Raw genomic sequence first — 22,203 nt, 5'->3', positions numbered from 1 at the left:
TACTCATCTTCCTGCGTCTCACCCTCTTGCCTGTCGGCCATTGGTCATCGTATGCGGGCGCATGACCCAACATGACCGCCTTCTGATCATCGACTTCGGCTCTCAGGTAACGCAGCTGATCGCGCGCCGCCTGCGCGAGTTGAATGTCTATTGCGAGATTCATCCGTTCAACAAGGTTGACGATGCCTTTCTGGCCAATTTCGCGCCAAAGGCCGTGATCCTGTCGGGTGGCCCGTCCTCGGTGTTCGCGCCGGGCGCGCCGATGCCGCCGCAAACGGTGTTCACCTCTGGCGTGCCGGTGCTGGGCATCTGCTATGGCCAGCAGGTGATGATGCATTGCCTCGGCGGTCTGGTCGAACGCGGCCATGGCACCGCTGAATTTGGTCGCGCTTACGTCACGCCAAGCGGTGCGGGTCTGGCGCTGCTCGACGGTTGGTTTGATCCCAACACCACCGGCGGGCGCGAACAGGTCTGGATGTCGCACGGCGACCATGTGTCGAAAATCGCCCCGGGGTTTGAGGTGTTCGGCACCTCGCCCAATGCGCCCTTTGCCATCACCGCCGATCCGTCGCGGCATTTCTACGCCGTGCAGTTCCACCCCGAGGTGCACCACACCCCCAAGGGCGCGAAGCTGTACGAGAATTTCGTGAAGCTGGCCGGCTTCAAGGGCGACTGGACCATGGGCGCCTACCGTGAGGAAGCGATCCGCAAGATCCGCGACCAGGTCGGCGATGCCAAGGTGATCTGCGGGTTGTCGGGCGGCGTCGATTCCTCGGTCGCCGCCGTGCTGATCCATGAAGCCATCGGCGACCAGCTCACCTGCGTGTTCGTCGATCACGGGTTGCTGCGGCTGGGTGAGGCGGAACAGGTCGTTACCATGTTCCGCGACCATTACAACATGCCGCTGATCCATGCTGACGAATCCGAGCTGTTCCTCGGCGCGCTCGAAGGGGTCTCCGACCCCGAAATCAAGCGCAAGACCATTGGCCGGCTGTTCATCGACGTGTTCCAGAAACACGCCACCGATGTAGGCGGCGCAAAGTTTCTGGCGCAAGGCACGCTCTACCCCGATGTGATCGAATCGGTCAGCTTCTCGGGCGGTCCGTCGGTCACCATCAAATCGCACCACAATGTCGGCGGGCTGCCGGAAAAGATGGGGCTGAAACTGGTCGAACCGCTGCGCGAGCTGTTCAAGGATGAGGTGCGCGCGCTTGGCCGCGAGCTTGGCCTGCCCGCCAGCTTCATCGGCCGCCACCCCTTCCCCGGCCCCGGTCTCGCCATCCGCTGCCCGGGTGAGATCACGGTGGAAAAGCTCGACATCCTGCGCAAGGCCGATGCGGTCTATATCGACCAGATCCGCAAGCATGGGCTGTATGATGAGATCTGGCAGGCTTTTGCCGCCATCCTGCCGATGCGCACGGTGGGCGTGATGGGCGACGGGCGCACCTATGATTTCGCCCTCGCCCTGCGTGCGGTGACAAGCGTTGATGGCATGACCGCCGATTACTACCCGTTCACCCATGATTTTCTGGGCGAAACCTCGACCCGGATCATCAACGAGGTGCCGGGCATCAACCGGGTGTTCTACGACTGCACCAGCAAGCCGCCGGGCACCATCGAGCTGGAGTGACCGGGGGCAGCCACGATTTTTCGCCGAAAAATCGTCCTGCCACCCCTTGCCGGAACAGCCGGGCACCGTCACCCTCTGGCCAGAGGGGGATGGTACATGCAGGCACTCAGGCTTTACGGCACCCACGATCTGCGGCTCGACGAGGTTCCCGAACCCGTCCCCGGCCCGGGCGAGGTGCTGATCCGCGTCGAGGCCGCAGGCATCTGCGGCACCGACCGGCACCTTTACCTGGGCGAATTTCCCAGCACCCCACCCGTCACCCTCGGCCATGAATTCAGCGGCATCGTCACCGCCACCGGCGCGGGTGTGGCGCTTTCCCCCGGCACCCGCGTCACCTGTGACCCCAACATCCCCTGCCTGACCTGCCCGCACTGCCTGCGCGGACGCCCCAACCTGTGCCCCAACAACCGCCCCACCGGCGTGGGCCGCGATGGCGGCTTTGCCCCCCGCGCCCTGTTCCCGGCGCGCAATGCCATTGCCCTGCCCGACGATCTGCATCCCCATCACGGCGCCTTCTGCGAACCGCTCGCCTGCACGCTGCACGGGATGGACCGCGCCGCCCTGCGCGCGGGAGAACGCTGCCTGATCATCGGTGGCGGCGTCATCGGCCTGCTGGCCCTGCAACTGGCGCGCACTGCCGGGGCCGAGGTGCTGATGCTGACCCGCAGCCGTGCCAAGCAGGATCTGGCGCTGTCGCTGGGGGCGGATCATGTGGCGGCCACGCCAGAGCAGGCGCTGCAGATCTGGCCGCAGGGCGCGGAGGCGGTCATCGAATGTGCGGGCGTGGTGGACACCCTTGAAGCCGCCCCGGCGCTGACTGCGACCGGCGGGCGGATCGTCATCCTTGGGGTGCTGGCCAAAGGCACCCGGGTCAGGATAGAACCCTTTGACCTGTTGTTCCGGGAAATCCAGATGTTGCACAGCTTTCTTAATCCATTCACCCATGCCCGCGCGGCGCAAATGATCGCCGCCGGCACCATCAGCGTCGTCCCCCTGATCTCCCGCCTGCTGACCCTGCCCGAGGCGCTTGCCGCCATCGCACACCCCGCCCCGGCGGGCGAGGTGCGCGCCATCGTGGTGCCGCAATGATCCGCCTGAAAGGCCATCTGATCTGCTTGTCGGAGGATGAGGCGCAGACCGTGCGCCAGCATCTGGCCGAGCATACCCGCCTGTCACGGAGCGAATCCGGCTGTCTGTCGTTTGATGTCAGCGAAACCGATGACCCGATGGTCTGGGATGTGCAGGAATCCTTCCGCACCCGTGAGGATTTTGATGCGCATCAAACCCGCACAAGGCAAAGCAGCTGGTTTGACGCCACCCGCCACATCCTGCGCGATTTCCGGGTGGAAGAGCTGCCTGACTGAACCCACTGGACAGTCCGGGTTTCTGCCATCAGAACAGGCGCATGACCGCCCCTGACCTTCCCCCCGCCCCACAGACCCCCGCCCCCTATCGCCCGGTGGCGGCAGCGCTGTGGATGCTTGGCTCTGTCGTGTCGTTCAGCGGCATGGCGATTGCCGGACGGCAGTTGCAAGGCGTGCATGACACGTTCGAGATCATGGCGGCGCGGTCCTTTGTCAGCTTCTTTCTGGTCGTGGGGGTCGCCGCCGCCATGGGCCGTCTGGGCGACATAGGCACGAACCGGCTTGGCGGGCACGGCTTGCGCAATGTGGTGCATTTCACCGGGCAGAACCTGTGGTTCTGGGCGCTGACCATGATTCCACTGGCGCAGCTGATCGCCATCGAGTTCACCTCGCCGCTCTGGGTGATCCTGCTGTCGCCCCTGTTGCTGGGCGAGCGGATCACCGGGCCGCGTGCGCTTGCGGCGGGCCTTGGCTTTGTCGGCATCCTGATCGTGGTGCGCCCCGACTTCAACGCGCTGAACGTGGGCGTTCTGGCCGCAGCCGGGGCGGCGGTGTGCTTTGCCGCCACCAATATCGCCACCAAGCGGCTGGCGCGCGATGTGACCATCCTGTCGATCCTGTTCTGGCTGACGGTGATGCAATTCACCTTCGGCGCGGTGCTGGCGGCATGGGACGGCCAGATCACCTGGCCCACCACAGCCACCGCGCCATGGCTGGCGGTGATCGGGGTGACCGGCCTGCTGGCGCATCTGTGCCTGACCTCTGCCCTGCGTCTGGCCCCCGCCACCTTTGTCATGCCGATCGACTTCACCCGCCTGCCGCTGATGGCTTTGGCCGGCGCACTTTTGTACAATGAGCAGCTGGAGGCGCTGCTCTTTGCCGGTGCTGCCCTGATTCTCTTTGCAAACTGGATCAACATCCGGTCCGAGACCCGAAAGACACACCCCCGCTGAATGAAAACTTTGTGACGCGGCGTCATTGATTGACCGCATTAACCTGCGTCAAATAGCATCAGCGCAGGGGAAATCCTTCATGCGGGATGAGGACAAAATGAAAAAGATACTGATCACAGCCGCCGCTGTGGCGGCCACGGCAACCACTGCACAGGCGGGCGGGTTTGAGCGGTCGACCACGCCGCTGGGCTTCATGTTTGAGCGCGGCAATTATGCCGAACTGAGCTTTGGCGCGGTCCGGCCAAAGGTGTCGGGGGCGCTGATTGCCAACTCCGCCGTAACAACCGGCAACGTGACCGAGAATTACAGCACCGTCGGGCTGGCGTTCAAAACCGACCTGTCGGACAAGATTTCGCTGGGCCTGACCATTGACCCGACCTTCGGCGCAGATGTGTCTTATCCCGCCGACGGCTTGTACCCGATCCGTGGATCGAACGCAAAGCTGCGCGGCGATACGCTCGCCATTGTCGGTCGCTACAAGTTCAACGATGCGCTGTCGGTGCATGGTGGTGTGCGGTCTGTCGGGATTGGTGGCAATGTCAGCCTGTTCAACGGCGGCACGAACTTCTACAACGCGACCTTCGCCAACGACCGGGATATCGGCTACCTGATCGGCGGGGCCTATGAACGGCCCGACATCGCCTTGCGTGTTGCCCTGACCTATGCGTCGGAAACCTCGCACACTCTGGAAGCGTCTGGCTTTTCTGCTTTCGCAGCGGGTGGCGTGATCACCGGGTCAACCGTCGTCAAACTGCCGCAGTCGCTGACGCTGGATTTCCAGTCCGGTGTTGCGGCGGATACGCTGGTCTTCGGCTCGATCCGCTGGATGGACTGGAGCGAAACCCGTCTGGAAGCCCCGGATGCCGGCACCGCCAACCCGCTGGTCAGTTACAGCCACGACACCATCACCTATAACATCGGTGTCGGCCGCAAGTTCAGTGATGCGTTTTCGGGTGCCATCTCCATCGGCTATGAAAAGCACCACGGCGGCAACGTCGGTAATCTTGGGCCGACCGATGGTCAGAAAAGCATTCAGATCGGCGGCACCTATACCCATCAGAACATGAAGGTCACCGCAGGCGTGCGTTATGTCGATGTCGGCAATGCGACGGCGCTGTCGGGCAACAGCAGCTTTACCGGCAACAAAGCGGTCGGCGTCGGCATGAAAGTCGGCTTCACCTTCTGATCTGCCCTGCCGCACAGACCACAAACCCGCCCCCTCACCGGGGCGGGTTTTGCATTGAAGGTGCGGGCGCAGGGCGGTAACTGTCGGGCGGCATCTTTGGGGGTCGGTGATGATCTATGCAAGCGGCGCAGACTATCTGGGCAGCCCGCGCAAGCGGGTGCTGCTGTTTGGCATGTCGGGTCTGGGCAAGACCCACCTGTCGAACCTGCTGCGCGACACCGCGCCCAATGCCGGCGGCTGGTTCCACTATTCCGTCGATTACCGGATCGGCACCCGCTACATGAACGAATTCATCGCCGACAATTTCAAGCGCGAGGCGATGAAGGTGCCGCTGCTGCGCGAACTTTTGATGACCGATTCCGTCTATATCGCGTCGAACATCACCTTTGATAATCTGGCCCCGCTGTCGACCTATCTGGGCAAGCCCGGCGATCCGGCACGCGGCGGCCTGCCCTTTGCCGATTACATGATGCGCCAGGAACAGCACCGCAAAGCCGAGGTGGCGGCGATGCTGGACACCGCGCATTTCATTGCCCGTGCCGAAGATCTTTACGGCTATCCGAATTTTGTCTGCGACACCTCGGGGTCAATCTGCGAAGTGGTCGATCCCGAAGCTGCCGATGATCCGGTCTTGCGACAATTGTCGGAAACTTTGCTGCTGATCTGGATCAAGGGCTCGGACGACCACACGGCAGAGCTTGTCCGCCGGTTTGACCGCGCGCCAAAGCCGATGTATTACCAGCCCGGCTTTCTTCAGTCTGCGTGGGAAGAATACCGCGCAACCTACGGTAAATCCGAGGAAACCTGCGACCCTGATCACTTCGTGCGCTGGACCTACGCCCGCGCATTGGCCCACCGCCAACCGCGCTATGCCGCGATGGCAGACCGGGGCGTGACGGTCACCGCCGAAGAGGTGACAACCGTCACCACACCCGACGACTTCAACCGCCTGATCGCGCGCGCCATTGACCGGCGCTGATCCGGCCCATACATCCGCTGCGAAGGAAGCGCCCCATGCCCATTACCCTGCCAGAGACCCTGCCCGCCTTTGACGTTCTGCGGAACGAAGGCGTCATGGTCATGTCGCCCGAACGCGCGGCGCGGCAGGATATCCGGCCGCTGAAAATCGGGTTGCTGAACCTGATGCCGAAAAAGATCCAGACCGAGAACCAGTTCGCGCGGCTGATCGGGGCCACGCCGCTGCAGATCAAGTTCGAGCTGATCCGCATGTCGGAACACCAGACCAAAAACACCGCCGCTGAACATATGGAGGCGTTTTATCGCCCGTTTCAGGAAGTGCGGGATGAAAAGTTCGACGGGCTGATCATCACCGGCGCGCCGATCGAACACCTGCCGTTCAGCGATGTGACCTATTGGGACGAGTTGGCAGAGGTGTTCGAATGGACCCAGACCAACGTGCAGTCGACCTTTGGCGTGTGCTGGGGCGGGATGGCGATGATCAACCATTTCCACGGCGTGCAAAAACACATGCTGGACCACAAGGCGTTCGGCTGCTTCCGCCACCGCAACCTTGCCCCCACCTCGCCCTACCTGCGGGGGTTTTCGGATGATTTCGTGATCCCTGTCAGCCGCTGGACCGAAATGCGGCAGGACGAGATTGATCAGGCGCAAACCCTGCGCACCCTGCTGGGCAGTGATGAGGTCGGCCCCTGTCTGGTAGAGGACCCGGACCACCGGGCGCTGTATATCTTCAACCACTTTGAATATGACAGTGACACGCTCAAGCAGGAATATGACCGCGACATCGCCAATGGCACCACGATCAACGTGCCGCTGAATTATTACACCGATGACAATCCGTTGATGCCACCGCTGAACCGCTGGAGAAGCCACGCGCATCTTCTATATGGCAACTGGATCAACGAGATTTATCAGTCCACGCCCTATGACCCTCAAGACATTGGCCGCTAGTGCGGCGCTCATCGGACTTGGCCTGATTGCGGCCACCCAGTGGCGGCTGACGACGCGTGAAGCGGCGGCGGTGCGCTCGCATCCGCCGACAGGGCAGTTTGTGACGGTGGACGGGGTGCAGGTGCATCTGCAGGTCGCAGGCTCCGGCCCTGATCTGGTGATGATCCATGGCGCGAATGGCAATCTGCGCGAATTCACCTTTGCGCTGATGGACCAGCTGTCCAGCCGCTACCGGGTGATCGCAGTGGACAGGCCCGGTCTGGGCTATTCCGGTGCCTTGCCGGGGAATGATGCCAGTGTCGCGGCGCAGGCACGCCTGCTGCGCGCAGCGGTGGCACAGGTCGGTGCCACCAACCCGATTGTGCTGGGCCAAAGCTATGGCGGCACCGTGGCATTGGCCTGGGCACTGCAAAGCCCGCCAGCAGCACTGGTGCTGGTGTCGTCCCCCTCGTTGCCCTGGCCGGGGGACCTCGGCCCGTGGTACCGGATCACCGCCACAGCGCTTGGCCGCCATACGCTGGTGCCGCTGGCCTCGGCGCTGGTGGCGGAACGCTATGTGCGCCGCACCATCGACGTGGTGTTCGCCCCGCAGACCGCGCCGCCGGGATATGCCGATCACCTGGGCATCGGGCTGACATTGCGGCGCGAGTCTATGGCGATAAATGTGTTGCAGATCAATGAGTTGAAGCCGCAGGTTGAGGTGATGCAGCAAGACTATGCGCGGCTGACCCTGCCGGTCGAACTGGTGCATGGCGATGCCGATACCATCGTGCCTGTGCACATCCACTCAGGCCCGCTGGCGCAGATCCTGCCGAATGCGGCGCTGACGGTGCTGCCGGGGGTCGGCCACATGCCGCATCACACCCACCCCGAAGCGGTGATCGCAGCAATCGACCGTGCCGCACAGCGCGCCGGATTGCGCTGAACCGGGCATTCGCCCTAGGGTGGGGCAGATACGGGAGACCCATGCCATGACACTGCCATTCGACGGCGCGATCAGCGCATTCTTCACCTCCGAAGCGCCCAAATCGGTGCGCAAGGCCATCGAATCCGCCAATAAGGATGACATTCTGGACCCGTCCTATCCCTACCGGCAGGAGATGAAGGGCAAGGACTACGATGTGCAGATGGACAGACTGCAGATCGAACTGGTCAAGATGCAGTCTGACCTGAAAACCACCGGCAAGCGTCTGGTGGTGATCTTTGAGGGGCGCGATGCGGCGGGCAAGGGCGGCACCATCGGAGCCACGCGCGAAAACCTCAATCCGCGGGTGTGTTCTGTGGTGGCGCTTGCCAAACCGTCAGACCGTGAGGCAGCGCAGTGGTATTTCCAGCGCTATGTCGACTGGCTGCCCGCGCATGGCGAAATCGCCCTGTTCGACCGCAGCTGGTACAACCGCGCCGTGATCGAGCATGTCTTTGGCTTTTGTACGCCCGAACAGCGCGAGCATTTCTTTGCGCAACTGCCGGATTTTGAGCGGATGCTGGTGGAGGAAGGCATCATCTTCCGAAAGATCTGGCTGGAGGTGGGTCAGGCCGAACAGCTCAAGCGCTTTATCGCCCGCGAACAGGACCCGCTGAAGCAGTGGAAGCTGTCGTCCATCGACATCGACGGGCTGAAGAAATGGGACGCCTATTGCACCGCGATTGACGAGACGATGGAGCGCAGCCATTTCAACTTTGCGCCCTGGACGGTTATTCTGTCGGATGACAAAAAACGCGCCCGCATCGCGGCGGTGCAGACCATTCTGTCCTCTGTCGATTACAAGGGCCGCGATCTGGCGGTGATCGGCACGCCCGACCCTGCCATCTGCGGCGGGCCGGAAATCCGCAAGGCAAAGGCGTGAAACGCGGCTACCACCACGGCAACCTGCGCCAGGCGCTGGTCGAGGCAGCACTTGGCCTGATCGCCGATCAGGGACCGACCGGCTTTACCCTGTCCGAAGCGGCAAAGGCGGCGGATGTGACCCCGGCGGCGGTCTACCGCCATTTCGCCGGGCGTGAAGACCTGCTGGCCGAAGTCGCGCGGCAGGGGTATGAGATTTTCGCCGCGCTGATGGAATTTGCTTTCGACAACGGCCGCCCCACTGCGCTTGCGGCGTTCGAGGCGACGGGCCGCGCCTATCTGGCCTTTGCCCGCAAATACCCCGGCCATTACATGGCGATGTTCGAGGCGGGGCTAAGCCTGAACGACCACCCCGATCTGGCGCTGGTGGCGGGCAAGGCGCGGGCGGTGCTTGAACGTGCGGCCGAAAGCCTGTCGCAGCACATGCCCGCCGACATGCGCCCGCCCGCCACCATGTTTTCCGCCCATATCTGGGCGATGAGCCATGGTGTGGTCGAATTGTACATGCGCGGCAGTGCCAATGGCGGCGCGCGCAGCCCGTTTCCGCCCGAAGATCTGCTGGAAGCCGGGATCGGCATCTATCTGCGCGGTCTGGGGTTGCTGCCCCCCGACGGCACCCGGTTATCGTGAAACCGGGCGATCGGGCAACAGTGGCGCGCTTCGCGTCGCGCTGTCATTGAAGCACCGGCACGGGGGCGATATGGAACGGGGTCTCTGCCGCCTTTGTTCCGGGTCTGTGCCATGTACCGCGTCTCCCCCTTTATGCGCCATTTCGGTCTTGCCTTGCTGGCGGGCATCGCCATGGCGACCTGCTGGCTGACCCTGTCGCCCGACAGCTATTACGACACCATCCAATACCGGCTGCTCGATCTGCCGCTGCCGGTCTGGATGGCCCCCTACCCCCCGGCTGTGACGCCGCTGGCGATTGTGTCCGAAGGCTTGATGGCGCTGTTCCTGTTCTTTGTCGGCAAGGAATTGTGGGAGGCGATCCGCCTGCGGCGCGGGGCCTTGTCGGGTCGGCGCGGGGCTTTGCCGCTGGCCGCGATGGTGGGCGGCTGGGCCGGGGCGGTGCTGGTCTGGCTGATCTGTGGGGCCATGGTGGAAACCGCGGTGGAAGCCAGCCCCGGCGTGGGCTGGCCAATGCCGCTGGGGTCGGATGTGGTGCTGTGCTATCTGCTCGGGCGTCTGATCTTTGGCAACGGCCACCCGGCGCTGCACCTGCTGCTGCTGATCACCATCGCCAATGACATCTTCGGGCTGGTTGTTGCCGGGCTGGCCTATCAGGGCCCGGTCCTGCGGCTGGTCTGGCTGGCGCTGACGCTGGCGGCGGTGGGAGTCACATGGCTGGGATTTGGCCGTCTGGCCCGCGCCGACGCGACAGAGCGCGCGCATCGCCGCGCCGCTGCGCTGTGGCCCTATGTGCTGGCGGGGGTGGCAAGCTGGCTTGGCGTGGTGCTGGCAGGTCTGCCCGGTGCGCTGGGGCTGTTGCCGTTAGTGCCGGTCATCCCGCATACCGACCGCGCTTTCGGCCTGTTTGCGCAAGCCGAGGCGTTTCTGCACGATCCGCTCAACCGGCTGGCCCATGCTCTGGTCAGGCCGCTGGCACTGGTGCTGTTCCTGTTCGGCCTGACCCAAGGCGGCGTCGATCTGCTCGCACTCGCCCCCACCACCGCCACCGTGCTGGCCGCCATGTGGATCGGCAAGCCGCTGGGGGTGATGCTGGGGGCGCTGATTGCGCTGCGGGTCTTCGGGTTTGCCCTGCCACGGGGGGTAAAGCCGCGCGATCTGCTGATCATCGCGGTGCTGACCGGCATGGGTTTCACCGTGCCGGTGCTGACGCTGGAAAGCACCCTGCCCGGCGGTGGCATGGCAGAGGCCGCACGGCTGGGGCTTGTGCTGTCCTTGCTGGCGGGCGGGTTTGCGGCGCTGCTGGCCCGGCTTCTGCCGGGACGCAAGAAGGTGGTCTTGCCATAGCAGCCGCCGGTCGGACATAATACTGCCCGAAAGACAGCACATAAACCGAAAAAAAAGCGATCTTCGGCAAAGATCGGCAACAATAGACCGACCGGACAGAGAAAATCTGTGGCAAAGGTCATGAGGTGAGGATGGCGCAGCACTGTGGCACAAGGCATAGGCCCTGCCACTTTGCCTGACGACATGTAAGGGGCGGCAGTGATCGAGTTCGAGGGCGTTTCAAAGTCTTTCTGGACCGGAAAACAGCGCAAGATCATTCTGGATCGGGCCTCGTTCCGCATTGATCTTGGCCAATCCCTTGGCATCCTTGCCCCGAACGGCACCGGCAAGACCACGATCATCAACATGATGGCGGGGCTGGAAAAACCGGATGAGGGGCGGGTCACCCGCACCAGCCGCATCTCTTTCCCGCTGGGCTTTATGGGCGGCGTGGTCAGCAAACACACCGCGACCGAAAACAGCCGCTATGTGGCCCGGCTGTACGGGCTTGACCCCGATTATGTTGAAAGCTTCTGCCGCTGGCTGTGCGGGATTGCCGAATATTTCGACATGCCGGTCGGCACCTACAGTCAGGGAATGCGGGCGCGGTTTTCGTTTTCACTGATGCTGGCGCTGGAATTCGACATCTATCTGATCGACGAAGGCATGCCCGCCACCACGGATGTCGAATTCAACCGCAAGGCCGGGCGCATCCTGCGCGAACGCCTGCAACAGGCCACCGTGGTGATCGTCAGCCATCAGGCCCAGACGCTGGAGAAATTCTGCAAGCAGGCCGCGGTGCTGCGCAACGGGCAGCTTTACACGTTCGACACTTTGGAAGAGGCGAAGCAGCTTTATGACTATCAAGCTCAAGGTTAAACGCTACAACCTGCGCCGCCCCGATCCGGTGACCGACCCGGTCCCCGCGCCGCCCCGGCCGCGCGCGACCAGCAGTGCACCCGCCCGCACCCTGCGCCCCGCCCCTGCGCCTGCCGCGCCGGTGACAGATGACGGCTTCGGCTCCGACCCGTTTCCCACCGCAGGCGATCAGATCTCGGCGATGATGGATGCCGGGGCCGACCGCCCGGCCCCGCACCGCGCAGCCGCCGCCGCCCAAGCCGGGCCTGCGACCGCCAATGATATTGACCAGATCCGCAAAGAGGGGCTGACGGGGCGCCAGTTGCGCATGGCGCGGCGCATGGCGCAGAAATACGGGCTGCCCGCGACCTCGGATTTTGATGCCGTGCGCCTGTTGCGGGCGGCAGGGGTCGATCCGTTCCAGAAATCGACGATCATGGAAATGATCAGCGCCGAAGGCTCCGGGGCCGGGCCGGACAGTGGCGAACAGGCGTCACGTGCCCTGACCGTCGGGCCCCGCGGCGACGGGGTGCAGCTGCCGCAAACCGTCCGGCCGATCAAGGTGCCCTCGACCGAGATGCGCGCCGAGGAATCGCACCTGTCGGAAATTCAGCGCATTCAGCGCGATCTGGCCAAGCGCCGCCGCCGCAAATCAGCCCTGCTGATGGCGCGGCTGTTCTTCTTTGTCGGCCTGCCGACCCTGCTGGCGGGCTGGTATTACTACATGGTCGCCACACCGCTGTTTGCCACCAAGGCCGAATTCGTGATCCAGCAGGCCGATCCTGCCGGCGCGCAGGGTATGGGAGGGCTGCTGTCGGGCACGCAATTCGCCACCTCGCAGGACAGCATCGCGGTGCTGGGCTATCTGCAATCGCGCGATGCGATGATGCGGCTGGATGCCGACCATCGCTTCATCGACCATTTTGCGCAAAGTCAGATTGACCCGATCCAGCGGCTGGCCGCCGACGCCACACGCGAAGCGGCCTATAAGGTGTTTCAGCGCAACGTGAAAATTGCCTATGACCCCACCGAAGGCATCATCAAGATGGAGGTGATTGCCGCCGATCCCACGGTATCGGCCGATTTTTCAAAGGCGCTGATCGGCTATGCCGAAGAACAGGTCGATCATCTGACCCAACGCCTGCGCGCCGACCAGATGCAGGGCGCGCGTGAGGCGTATGAGCTGGCCGAAGCCGCGATGCTGAGTGCGCAGCGCAAGGTGGTGGATCTGCAGGAACAGTTCCAGATCCTGTCCTCCGAGGTCGAGGTCAGCCTGATCACCACCCAGATCGGCCAGCTGGAAACCCAGCTGAGCCAGGACCGGCTGAGCCTGGCGCAGATGCGTTCCAACGCCACCCCCAACGCCGCCCGGATGGAGCCGCTGCTGCGCCGGATCGGCACGCTGGAGACCGAGATTGCCACCTTGCGCTCGCGTCTGACCCAAGGCGTTGCGGGCGGCAAATCGCTGGCGCAGGTGCAGTCGGAACTGCTGGTGGCGCAGGCCGATGTGCAGACCCGGCAGCTTTTGCTGTCGCAATCGCTGCAATCGATGGAAACCGCGCGCACCGATGCCAATCGCCAGGTGCGCTATCTGTCGGTGTCCGTCAACCCGGTGCCCCCGGATGAGGCGACCTATCCGCGCGCGTTTGAAAACACGATGGTGGCACTGCTGATCTTTGCGGGCCTGTACCTGATGATCTCGATGACCGCTGCAATCCTGCGCGAACAGGTTTCGGCCTGATCTGACCGACACATGAAAAAGCCCCCGGCCCTGCGACCGGGGGCTTGTTTTCTTTTGGATCAGATCACTGGGCCGCCGTCACCGCGCGCCCGGTCAGCACCTTGACCAGATTGGCCCGGTACGCGGCAGATCCGTGCAGATCGCTGATCATATCCTCGGATGAGGCCGTCAGCCCGCCAATCGCCGCAGCAGAGAAATCTGCCGACAGCGCGGCCTCGGCCTCGGCCCAACGGAACACACCGTTGTTCGACGCCCCCGTCACCGCCACCCGCACGCCATCTGCGAACTTTGCCACGAACACCGCCGTCAGCGCAAAGCGGCTGGCGGGCTGGTTGAACTTCACATAGGCCGCCTTTTGCGGGATCGGGAAGATCAGTTGGGTGATGAACTCCCCCTCTTCCAGCGCCGTGGTGAACATGCCCTGAAAGTAATCTTCTGCCGCGATCTTCCGGGTGCTTGTCACCACGGTCGCGCCAGAGGCCAGAACCGCCGCCGGATAGCAGGCCGCCGGGTCATTGTTGGCAACCGACCCGCCGATGGTGCCCCGGTTGCGCACTGCCGGATCGCCGATGCCGCCGGCAAGGGCAGCAAGTGCGGGGTAATGCGCCGCCGCCTCTTGCGCCACCACCGCATGCGGGGTGGCGGCGCCAATGTGCAACCCGCCATCGCCGGTGCAGACGCCCTGCATCTCGGCAATGCCGGTCAGGCTGACCAGCACCTCGGGTGCCGCCAACCGCTGCTTCATCGTCGGCAGCAGGGTCTGCCCGCCCGACAGCGGCTGTGCGCCCTCGGTCGCCAAAGCCGCGACGGCATCTGCGATGGACGAGGGTTTGACGAATTCAAAGTTATGCATGGCTAACCCTCCTTACGCGTTCATCGCCTGCCACACCCGGTTGGGTGAGACGGGCATGTCGATATGTGTCACATGGGCATGGCCGCCGCGCTGCAGCGCGTCGATCACCGCATTCACCACAGCCGGGGGTGATCCGATCGCCCCCGCCTCGCCGCAGCCTTTCACCCCAAGCGGGTTGTGGGTGCAAGGCGTGCTGCACGAATGATCGACCGTGTAGAACGGCACATCATCGGCGCGTGGCATCGCGTAATCCATGTAGGACCCGGTCAGCAGCTGGCCATTCTCGTCATAGCTGGTGCTTTCCAGCACCGCCTGACCAATCCCTTGGCCCACACCGCCATGCACCTGCCCCTCAACGATCATCGGGTTCATCACATTGCCGAAATCATCGGCGCAGGTGAAGGACACCACATCGACCTTGCCGGTGCCTTCATCCACCTCGACCTCGCAGATATAGGTGCCTGCGGGATAGGTGAAGTTGGCGGGGTCATAGAAGGCGGTCTCCTCAAGCCCCGGTTCCAGCGTTTCCAGCGGGTAGTTGTGCGGGACGTAGGCGCTGAAGGCGATCTCGCCGAAAGTCTTGGCCTTGTCGGTGCCCGCCACAGAAAACTTGCCATCGGCGAATGTGATATCCCCTTCCGCAGCCTCCAGCATATGGGCGGCAATCTTCTTGCCCTTGGCGATGATCTTGTCGATGGCGCGGTCCATCGCGGACCCCGCCACGGCAAGGCTGCGCGAGCCATAAGACCCCATCCCGAACGGAATCTTGGCGGTATCGCCATGCACAATCTCGACCGAGGAGGCATCAATGCCCAGCTTTTCCGCCACGATCTGCGGAAACACGGTTTCATGCCCCTGCCCGTGGCTGTGCGCCCCGGTCATCACCGAGATTGTGCCGGTGGCATTCACCCGCACGGTGGCCGCGTCATAAAGACCAACCCGCGCGCCAAGCACACCCACCAGATGCGATGGTGCAATGCCGCAGGCCTCGATCCACGTCGACAGCCCCATGCCGCGCAGCTTGCCGCGTTTGGCCGACTCCGCCCGCCGCGCCTCAAACCCCGCCACATCGGCAAGCTCCACCGCTTTATCCAGCGTGGCCTGATAATTGCCGGTGTCATAGACCAGCCCGACCGGGGTGGTGTAGGGGAACTGATCGGGCGTCAGCAGGTTGCGACGGCGCACCTCGAACGGGTCAAGCCCCAGCTCGCGGCACATTTTGTCGACCACGCGCTCGATGCTATAGGTCGCCTCGGGCCGGCCCGCACCGCGATAGGCGTCAACGGGTGCTGTGTTGGTGAACACGGTTTTCACATTCACATAGACATGCGGCACCTTGTAGGGCCCCGCCATCAGCGTGCCATGCAGAAAGGTCGGCGTGGCGGTCGAGAAGTTCGACAGATACGCGCCGACATTGGCATAGGTCTCGGTGCGGATCGCCAGAATATCGCCCTGCGCCGTGCAGCCCATCTCGATCTTGGTCACATGGTCGCGGCCATGCGCGTCGGAGAGGAAACTTTCCGTCCGCTCTGCCGTCCAGCGCACCGGGCGGCCAAGGCGTTTGGCGGCGGCCAGAACCAGCGCCTCTTCACCGTAGTGATAGATCTTCGAGCCAAAGCCGCCGCCCACATCGGGGGCCACGACCTGAAGTTTATTCTCAGGAATGCCCATCACAAAGGCGCAGATCAGCAGGCGCGTCAGGTGCGGGTTCTGGCTGGTGGTGGTCAGCTTGTAATCACCCGTGCCGGGGAAATACTCGCCGATGCTGGCGCGCGGCTCCATCGCGTTGGGCACCAGCCGGTTGTTGGTCAGCTCCAGCGTCACCACATGCGGGGCGGCTTTCATCGCGGCGTCAACTGCGGCGCGGTTGTCCTCGATCCAGCCCCAGTCGAAACAGATGTTGTCGGGAATCTCGTCATGCACGCGGTTGCTGGCATCCGCCGCCGCCGTCTTCATGTCGACGATTGCGGGCAGTTCCTCGATCACCGTGGCATCAGACAGCACCTGTGCGGCATCCTTGGCCTGCGCGTAGGACTCCGCTATCACGGCGGCGTAGGCGTCGCCGACGTGGCGCACCTTGCCATGCGCCAGCACCGGGCGCTTGGGTTCGCGCATCGGCGTGCCATCTCGGCTGTTGATCAGCCAGCCCGCCGGGTTGCCGCCGACATCCTTGAAATCTTCGCCGGTGAACACCGCCAGCACGCCGGGCATCGCCTCGACCGCCGATGTGTCAATCGACACGATCCGGCCATGCGCCACGGTGGACCGCACCATCACGGCATGGGCCTGCCCGAACAGGCTGAGGTCATCGGTGTAAACCCCCCGGCCCGTCAGGAAGCGTACATCTTCGCGGCGCTTGGTGGATGCGCCTATTCCGGTATCTTTTGGCATCTGATCCCCCTATTCGGCAGCAATGGCGTCTGCGTCCTGACCGGACGCGGCGAGAACCGCTTTGACAATGTTATGATAGCCGGTGCAGCGGCAGATATTGCCTTCCAGCTCATGGCGCACCTCGGCTTCGGTCGGCTTCGGGTTGTTCGCCAGCAGGGCTGCGGTGGTCATCACCATGCCCGGCGTGCAGAACCCGCATTGCAGCCCGTGATGGTCCTGAAACGCCTGTTGCACCACGCCAAGGCTGCCATCGGCATTGGCCATGCCTTCAATCGTGCGCACGTCGGCACCTTCCACATCCATCGCAAACACGGTGCAGGATTTGACGGCGCGGCCATCGACATGCACCACGCAAGCCCCGCACTGGCTGGTGTCACACCCCACATGTGTGCCGGTCATCCCCAGCCCGCTGCGCAGATAGTCCACCAGCAAGGTGCGCCCCTCTGCATCGGCCGAGACGGATTTTCCGTTCACGGTCATCGTGACTTTTGTCATGTTTTCCCTCCCTTGGATCTGTCCTGGGTACGTTTTGCGGTTCAGGTGATCAGCCGCTTGAACCAGCCTTTTTTCGGTGCGTCGTCTTCGCCGTCACCCGCAGCCTCTGCCACCACGTCCGGTTCGGCAGGGCCCTCAACGGCGGTCTGGAAGCGGTTGAAAAACTCATCCGCCATCTTCTTGGCAAAACCGTCGATGATCCGACTGCCAAGCTGCGCCAGCTTGCCGCCGACATTGGCCTCCACCTCATAGGACAGGCGGGTGCCCTCGGCGATCGGCTCCAGCCGCACCACGGCGCCGCCCTTGGCAAAGCCCGCAGGCCCGCCCTTGCCTTCACCGGAAATCGTCACCGCCTCGCCTTCGGTAATGTCGGACAGCGCAACCACGCCTTTGAAGGTGGCCTTCACCGGGCCGACCTTTTGCGTCACCACGGCCTCAAACCCGTCATCCCGGTTGCCGGTGACTTCGGTGCAGCCGGGGATGCACTCTTTGAGCACATCGGGGTTCAGAATGGCGGCCCAGACCTCGGACGGCGGGGCCTTGATCTCGCGGGTATCACTCATTTGCATCGGTCAGTCTCCCTTGAACGGCAGATTAGGCGGCAGCAGCGCCCGGCGCTATGGAACATAAGTCGTAGGACACCCGGCACCTTATGGCAGGTCGCGCAGAAACGCTTCCAGCGCGCGGGCATCCATCGGTTTCATCATCAGGGTCACCCCTTCGGCCTGCGCCTGAGCCCGCACCTGCGGGCTGCGGTTGGCGGTGACCAGACGGGTGGGCACATCGCCATGGACAGCACGCAAGGTGCGGATGAAGTCTATCCCCGTCATGCCATCGCCCAACTGATGATCGACCAGAAAGAAATCGGGCAGGATGCCAAGTTCGTCGATCAGCGCCAAAGCCGCCTCACCGCTGTCGGCATCCAGCACCGACAGGCCCCATTTTTCCAGCAAAAGCCCCATGGCGCGGCACAGATCAGGGTCATTCTCGACCAGAAAGCCGATTTTGCCCTGCAGGCGCATACGCGGGCGGGGTGCGGCCGGAGCGGGTGGCGGCAGGGTTTCCTCAGCGGTGACGCAGGGCAGTTGCAGCATGAAGCAGGTGCCCCGTCCCAGCCGGGATGACAGGCCAAGCGGATGCCCCAGCAGCGCGCAGGCGCGTTCCACAATCGCCAGCCCCAGCCCCATGCCTTCGCTGGCCGACGCCCGCGCGTTCAGCCGGTGAAACTCCTTGAAAATGTTGTCCTGTTCGTTTTCGGGGATGCCGGGGCCGGTGTCCCAGACCTCAAGCCTGATCATGCCGCCACGCCTGCGTGCGGCCACCACCACGCGGCCCCGATCGGTATAGCGGATCGCGTTGCCGATCAGGTTCTGCAGAATGCGGCGCAGATAGGCCGGGTCGGTCATCACCACCGCGTCTGACAGCCGCACCGTCAGCCGCAGGCCCTTGGCCGCCGCAATCGCGGTGAATTCTGCCGCAAGCTGCGCCAGAATCGGGCGTAAGCCAACCTGCCCCACCGACACCGCCGCCCGCCCCGATTCCAGCTTGGAGATATCCAGCAGCGCGTCCAGAATCCCCTCAACCGAAACCAGCGCATTCTGCGCCTTTTCCAGCGCCTCGACGGCTTCGGGTGGCACGCCTTCACCGCCGATGCTGGCGATGAACAGCTTGGCGGCGGACAGCGGTTGCAGCAGATCGTGGCTGGCGGCAGCCACAAAGCGCGACCGGCTGGCATTGGCGCGCTCGGCATGGGCAAGCGCATCTTCCAGTTCCAGCGTGCGGTCCATCACGCGCGCTTCCAGCGTTTCATTGGCACGGCTGAGCGCCTTTATTGCGGCGCGTTCGGCGGTGACATCGGTAAAGCTCATCACGAAGCCACCGTCCGGCATTTCCTGCGCAAAGACGGCAAGGATCAGGTCATCGCCATGCCGCAGCTCAAACGACAGCGGGCTGCGCCCCGCCCCGGCCCGGACCCATTCCCCCAGCCGGGCATCGGTCATCCCGTCGGGCAGGGTGATATCTTCGCGAAACCGGGTCAGCAGCGTGTCAAACGAGGTGCCGACCCGGAACCGCGCCACCGGAATCGCCAGAAGTTGCCCCAGCCGCGCATTCCACCCCACCAGCCGCGCCTGCGCGTCAAAGATCGACACGCCCTGATTGATATGATCGAGCGTGGCGCGGATCATCCGGGCCTGATCATCCAGCAGTTTGCCCCGCTCCTGCCGTTCGGACCGGATGATATCGGTCACATCGGTCTGCAGGATCACCGTGCCGCCATCCGCCGTGCGATGTTCAGACACCTGCACCCAACGGTCCCAGATCATGCGGACGTTGAAAATCACATGCCGGTCGTGATGCCGCCGTTTGCGCCGGATCGCCCAGTCCCCGGGGCTTTCCCCGTCCGGCAGTTCCAGAAAACGTGACCGGCTGACCCGGTCGACATAGGTGTCAAACGCAAGGCCGGGGCGCAGGGCGTCGCGGATATCCTCCATATGCATGCCAAAGCGGGAATTGCACAGCACCAGCACATCGCCCGCATCAAACAGGGCAAAGCCTTCCTGCACCGTTTCAATCGCATTGGCGAGGTTCTGCCGCGCGGCTTCGGCGCTGCGGGTCGCCTCACCCAGACGGGCGTTCGAATCGTTCAGCAGGTCCAGGGCGCGTTCCAGATCGCGGGTGCGGTCGCGCACCTGATCTTCCAGCATCGCCGCGCGCTGGAACTGCGCGTAAGCCGCGCCACTGTCATCGGTATCGGATTCCACCCGCCGCATCAGCACCTGCGCGATGGTCATCAGCTTTTCCATCTGCCGTTCCGGCGGATCGGCGGGGTTGATCAGCGTATCAATCATGGCGGGTCTGGCATTCGGGGTCCGGCGGATAGATCGCCACCCCGGTCATGGTATGGTTGACATGCATCGCATTCCACTGCTCGCCATAGGTGGAAAACCCGACCACGGAATGCGCGCGCAACACAGCCGAAATCGCGCCGGTCATCTGCTTTTCCAACGCCTCCAGCCGGCGCAGAATGCAGTCGCAGGCCAGAATGGCGGCGGGCGGCCCCTGATCTGACAGGCGGGCAAGTTCGCGGTCCAGATGCGCCACCATATCCTGCGGCTCGGCCAGCGTCAGAACCAGCCCTTCGTCGATGGCGGAAAAGAACACCAGATCGCCATTCGGCTCCATCCGCTGGATCGCGCGCACATGGTGCCGCCCGCCGACGCGCACCACCAAAGGATGCGCGGCAAAGGTGAATGTGGTCAGCTGCGCCGGGTCTTTGCCGAGCAGCCGCGCATATTCCTGCGCGGCGGGTTCGGCGTTGATCTGGCGCACGATGCGCCGGGCCGGATCGGCCTGCGTCACCACCATGCGCCGGTCGGTCGGCACCAGATGATCAAGGTTGAACACCCGCACCCGGCAGGCGCTGCGCACCAGCATGACAATCGCCGCATTGCCCCGTGCCTGCCCCTGCCAGATCACGTGGGTCTGGCCAAAGCGCAAACCATCGGCGGCCGATCCGCCAAACAGCGGCACCGGGCCAAGGCCAGAGGCGACGGCAGCGGCCAGATCATCCTCGGCCGTGGACAGCCCGTCCACCATCATGAACGCGAATTCATGTTCCCATCCGGGCTGGCCCTGCTGCAACCCGGTGCGGGCGCGGATCAGCTGGCCGATCAGATCCTGCGGGTCGATCCCGGCAAGATCGGGCACCAGCAGACAGTCGGTGCTGAAATGCGCCGCCGGAAAGCCGACCGCCACAATCTCGCCCTCGGTGTAGCCCTGCCGCGAAATCTCGCCCGCCGTGGTGCAGCCGATCACGATACCGGGCGGAAAATGACGGCCCAGATCAGCGCACAGCCGCGCCAGATCCGCTTGCGGAGAGACGAACAGCACCACGCGCGAAAACGGCCCCTGCCCCAGCGCCTGCGCCAGTTGCCATGCCGCATCCGGGGCCTGCGCCGACACGCAGGCCGAGGCCAGAACTGCCGAAGACGGCATCATCGGCAGACCGGGATGTCCGCCGTTCAGGCCGCGCGCGCTTTGCATGTCCGCATCCCCCATAGGGGCAGGCTAGGACCTGCCCCCCGCTTCGGCAAGCGGTTCAATCGCCCCAACCTGGTCAATCGCCTTCCGGCATCAGGCTTTCAAAACTGGCCCCGCGCGCGATCAGCACCGCCTGAGTCCGGCTTTGCACCCCCAGCTTGCGCATGATCGCCGTGACATGGGCCTTGACCGTGGTTTCGGCAATGGTCAGGTCAAAGGCGATCTGCTTGTTCAGCTTGCCCTCGCAGATCAGCTGCAGAATGCGCGCCTGCTGCCGGGTCAGCAGTGCCAGCCGCGCCACCGCATCTTCCCGCTGGCTGGCCGGGGCTTTGGGGTCGTTTTGCGGGAAATAGCCGTCGGGGTGATAGGCGCGGCCCTGCCGGATCGCCTCGAACGCGGCGCGGAACACGTCGCGGTGGCTGTGCTTGGGCACAAAGCCAGACGCGCCCGCCCGCAGCGCCGCACTGATCACCCGGTTGTCGGCCAGGGATGACACCACCACCACCGGCACCGCCCCCACCACCGATTTCAGCCGGATCAGCCCGTCCAGCCCGTCCACATCCGGCAGGTTCAGATCCAGCACCACCACATCCGGCATCGGCGCGCGGTCCAGCCGTGCAATTGCGGTTTCCAGACGGTCGGCGGTTTCAATCCTGCTGATCCCCGCCACCGCCTTCAGCGTCATCGCCAATGCGTCGCAAAACAGCGGATGGTCATCCACCACCAGCGCTGAATGAAGTGCGCGCGGCAGATCAGGGCTGTTGGCGTCGGTGCGGGGCAAGGTATGCACGGTCATGGCTCACCTGTGGCTGCGGTCAGCCAAGGCTAACAGGCGGGGCCGCCGCAGCATAGCCCGCCTAACGTCGTACCCTCGCCTTGCCGCCGATGTCAGAACGGGGGGCTGGAGCGTGGGGCGCAGATGCAGTAGAACATGGCCCAACCCCAAGGGAGAAGGATCTT

General features: G+C 63.9%; 20 protein-coding genes. 13 read left to right on the top strand and 7 right to left on the bottom strand.

Annotation, left to right across the window (positions count from 1 at the left end; translation table 11 throughout):
- The first annotated feature begins 61 nt into the window (after positions 1–61).
- From guaA to Q7J44_RS08700, 13 genes are all read left to right on the top strand, one after another.
- Positions 62–1,630 carry a glutamine-hydrolyzing GMP synthase gene (gene guaA, locus Q7J44_RS08760; protein ID WP_304878958.1) on the top strand — a complete coding sequence of 523 codons (1,569 nt, stop codon included), beginning with the start codon at positions 62–64 and terminating at the stop codon, positions 1,628–1,630.
- A 96-nt stretch (positions 1,631–1,726) separates the two neighbouring features.
- Positions 1,727–2,719, top strand: a complete 993-nt coding sequence (locus tag Q7J44_RS08755) for a zinc-dependent alcohol dehydrogenase family protein (RefSeq protein ID WP_304878956.1) — start codon at positions 1,727–1,729, stop codon at positions 2,717–2,719.
- Positions 2,716–2,994 carry a putative quinol monooxygenase gene (locus tag Q7J44_RS08750; protein ID WP_304878954.1) on the top strand — a complete coding sequence of 93 codons (279 nt, stop codon included), beginning with the start codon at positions 2,716–2,718 and terminating at the stop codon, positions 2,992–2,994. The genes Q7J44_RS08755 and Q7J44_RS08750 overlap by 4 nt, the downstream gene beginning before the upstream one ends.
- Before the next feature lie 41 nt (positions 2,995–3,035).
- Positions 3,036–3,947 (top strand): DMT family transporter, encoded by a 912-nt coding sequence (locus Q7J44_RS08745; RefSeq protein ID WP_304878953.1) that lies wholly within the window; start codon positions 3,036–3,038, stop codon positions 3,945–3,947.
- Positions 3,948–4,044: 97 nt separating this feature from the next.
- Positions 4,045–5,133 (top strand): outer membrane protein transport protein, encoded by a 1,089-nt coding sequence (locus Q7J44_RS08740; RefSeq protein ID WP_304878951.1) that lies wholly within the window; start codon positions 4,045–4,047, stop codon positions 5,131–5,133.
- Between the two features lie 109 nt (positions 5,134–5,242).
- Positions 5,243–6,112 (top strand): ATPase, encoded by an 870-nt coding sequence (locus Q7J44_RS08735; protein WP_304878949.1) that lies wholly within the window; start codon positions 5,243–5,245, stop codon positions 6,110–6,112.
- Positions 6,113–6,147: 35 nt separating this feature from the next.
- Complete coding sequence (gene metA / locus Q7J44_RS08730) at positions 6,148–7,065, top strand: homoserine O-succinyltransferase (RefSeq protein WP_304878947.1); 918 nt, start codon at positions 6,148–6,150, stop codon at positions 7,063–7,065.
- Positions 7,040–7,990: an alpha/beta fold hydrolase gene (locus Q7J44_RS08725; RefSeq protein WP_304878945.1), complete on the top strand. Its 951-nt coding sequence runs from the start codon at positions 7,040–7,042 to the stop codon at positions 7,988–7,990. Before metA ends, Q7J44_RS08725 begins: the two co-directional genes overlap by 26 nt.
- Before the next feature lie 46 nt (positions 7,991–8,036).
- A complete protein-coding gene (gene ppk2 / locus Q7J44_RS08720; RefSeq protein ID WP_304878943.1) occupies positions 8,037–8,912 on the top strand; it encodes a polyphosphate kinase 2 in 876 nt (291 codons plus the stop codon).
- Positions 8,909–9,541 carry a TetR/AcrR family transcriptional regulator gene (locus Q7J44_RS08715; protein ID WP_135428374.1) on the top strand — a complete coding sequence of 211 codons (633 nt, stop codon included), beginning with the start codon at positions 8,909–8,911 and terminating at the stop codon, positions 9,539–9,541. Before ppk2 ends, Q7J44_RS08715 begins: the two co-directional genes overlap by 4 nt.
- A 111-nt stretch (positions 9,542–9,652) precedes the next feature.
- Positions 9,653–10,885: a Na+/H+ antiporter NhaA gene (locus tag Q7J44_RS08710; protein ID WP_304878940.1), complete on the top strand. Its 1,233-nt coding sequence runs from the start codon at positions 9,653–9,655 to the stop codon at positions 10,883–10,885.
- A gap of 198 nt (positions 10,886–11,083) precedes the next feature.
- Positions 11,084–11,743 carry an ABC transporter ATP-binding protein gene (locus tag Q7J44_RS08705; protein ID WP_304878938.1) on the top strand — a complete coding sequence of 220 codons (660 nt, stop codon included), beginning with the start codon at positions 11,084–11,086 and terminating at the stop codon, positions 11,741–11,743.
- Entirely contained in the window at positions 11,721–13,463 is a 1,743-nt protein-coding gene (locus Q7J44_RS08700) for a capsule biosynthesis protein (RefSeq protein ID WP_304878936.1), read from the top strand. Before Q7J44_RS08705 ends, Q7J44_RS08700 begins: the two co-directional genes overlap by 23 nt.
- A 64-nt stretch (positions 13,464–13,527) precedes the next feature.
- On the opposite strand, the gene Q7J44_RS08695 is transcribed toward Q7J44_RS08700, so the two are convergent.
- The 7 genes from Q7J44_RS08695 to Q7J44_RS08665 all read right to left on the bottom strand — a co-directional run bounded on the left by Q7J44_RS08695 (position 13,528) and on the right by Q7J44_RS08665 (position 22,039).
- Positions 13,528–14,316: a xanthine dehydrogenase family protein subunit M gene (locus tag Q7J44_RS08695; protein ID WP_304878934.1), complete on the bottom strand. Its 789-nt coding sequence runs from the start codon at positions 14,314–14,316 to the stop codon at positions 13,528–13,530.
- A gap of 12 nt (positions 14,317–14,328) precedes the next feature.
- A complete protein-coding gene (locus tag Q7J44_RS08690; RefSeq protein ID WP_304878932.1) occupies positions 14,329–16,707 on the bottom strand; it encodes a xanthine dehydrogenase family protein molybdopterin-binding subunit in 2,379 nt (792 codons plus the stop codon).
- Positions 16,708–16,716: 9 nt separating this feature from the next.
- Entirely contained in the window at positions 16,717–17,202 is a 486-nt protein-coding gene (locus tag Q7J44_RS08685) for a (2Fe-2S)-binding protein (protein WP_304878930.1), read from the bottom strand.
- Between the two features lie 41 nt (positions 17,203–17,243).
- Positions 17,244–17,771 carry a carbon monoxide dehydrogenase subunit G gene (locus Q7J44_RS08680; RefSeq protein ID WP_304878928.1) on the bottom strand — a complete coding sequence of 176 codons (528 nt, stop codon included), beginning with the start codon at positions 17,769–17,771 and terminating at the stop codon, positions 17,244–17,246.
- An 81-nt stretch (positions 17,772–17,852) separates the two neighbouring features.
- Complete coding sequence (locus Q7J44_RS08675; RefSeq protein ID WP_304878926.1) at positions 17,853–20,051, bottom strand: PAS-domain containing protein; 2,199 nt, start codon at positions 20,049–20,051, stop codon at positions 17,853–17,855.
- Positions 20,044–21,201 carry an FIST N-terminal domain-containing protein gene (locus Q7J44_RS08670; protein WP_304879343.1) on the bottom strand — a complete coding sequence of 386 codons (1,158 nt, stop codon included), beginning with the start codon at positions 21,199–21,201 and terminating at the stop codon, positions 20,044–20,046. Before Q7J44_RS08670 ends, Q7J44_RS08675 begins: the two co-directional genes overlap by 8 nt.
- A 118-nt stretch (positions 21,202–21,319) precedes the next feature.
- A complete protein-coding gene (locus Q7J44_RS08665; protein ID WP_304878924.1) occupies positions 21,320–22,039 on the bottom strand; it encodes a response regulator transcription factor in 720 nt (239 codons plus the stop codon).
- Positions 22,040–22,203: the final 164 nt, after the last annotated feature.

The organism is Pseudotabrizicola sp. (assembly GCF_030656345.1).
Taxonomy (GTDB): Bacteria; Pseudomonadota; Alphaproteobacteria; order Rhodobacterales; family Rhodobacteraceae; genus Pseudotabrizicola.
This window is presented reverse-complemented; position numbering and strand designations above follow the sequence as displayed.

Bases quoted from the DNA above. Each gene is read 5' to 3' on its own strand.
- guaA (WP_304878958.1), top strand. From the start codon at position 62: ATGACCCAACATGACCGCCTTCTGATCATCGACTTCGGCTCTCAGGTA.
- Q7J44_RS08755 (WP_304878956.1), top strand. From the start codon at position 1,727: ATGCAGGCACTCAGGCTTTACGGCACCCACGATCTGCGGCTCGACGAG.
- Q7J44_RS08750 (WP_304878954.1), top strand. From the start codon at position 2,716: ATGATCCGCCTGAAAGGCCATCTGATCTGCTTGTCGGAGGATGAGGCG.
- Q7J44_RS08745 (WP_304878953.1), top strand. From the start codon at position 3,036: ATGACCGCCCCTGACCTTCCCCCCGCCCCACAGACCCCCGCCCCCTAT.
- Q7J44_RS08740 (WP_304878951.1), top strand. From the start codon at position 4,045: ATGAAAAAGATACTGATCACAGCCGCCGCTGTGGCGGCCACGGCAACC.
- Q7J44_RS08735 (WP_304878949.1), top strand. From the start codon at position 5,243: ATGATCTATGCAAGCGGCGCAGACTATCTGGGCAGCCCGCGCAAGCGG.
- metA (WP_304878947.1), top strand. From the start codon at position 6,148: ATGCCCATTACCCTGCCAGAGACCCTGCCCGCCTTTGACGTTCTGCGG.
- Q7J44_RS08725 (WP_304878945.1), top strand. From the start codon at position 7,040: ATGACCCTCAAGACATTGGCCGCTAGTGCGGCGCTCATCGGACTTGGC.
- ppk2 (WP_304878943.1), top strand. From the start codon at position 8,037: ATGACACTGCCATTCGACGGCGCGATCAGCGCATTCTTCACCTCCGAA.
- Q7J44_RS08710 (WP_304878940.1), top strand. From the start codon at position 9,653: ATGTACCGCGTCTCCCCCTTTATGCGCCATTTCGGTCTTGCCTTGCTG.
- Q7J44_RS08700 (WP_304878936.1), top strand. From the start codon at position 11,721: ATGACTATCAAGCTCAAGGTTAAACGCTACAACCTGCGCCGCCCCGAT.
- Q7J44_RS08695 (WP_304878934.1), bottom strand. From the start codon at position 14,316: ATGCATAACTTTGAATTCGTCAAACCCTCGTCCATCGCAGATGCCGTC.
- Q7J44_RS08690 (WP_304878932.1), bottom strand. From the start codon at position 16,707: ATGCCAAAAGATACCGGAATAGGCGCATCCACCAAGCGCCGCGAAGAT.
- Q7J44_RS08685 (WP_304878930.1), bottom strand. From the start codon at position 17,202: ATGACAAAAGTCACGATGACCGTGAACGGAAAATCCGTCTCGGCCGAT.
- Q7J44_RS08680 (WP_304878928.1), bottom strand. From the start codon at position 17,771: ATGCAAATGAGTGATACCCGCGAGATCAAGGCCCCGCCGTCCGAGGTC.
- Q7J44_RS08675 (WP_304878926.1), bottom strand. From the start codon at position 20,051: ATGATTGATACGCTGATCAACCCCGCCGATCCGCCGGAACGGCAGATG.
- Q7J44_RS08670 (WP_304879343.1), bottom strand. From the start codon at position 21,201: ATGATGCCGTCTTCGGCAGTTCTGGCCTCGGCCTGCGTGTCGGCGCAG.
- Q7J44_RS08665 (WP_304878924.1), bottom strand. From the start codon at position 22,039: ATGACCGTGCATACCTTGCCCCGCACCGACGCCAACAGCCCTGATCTG.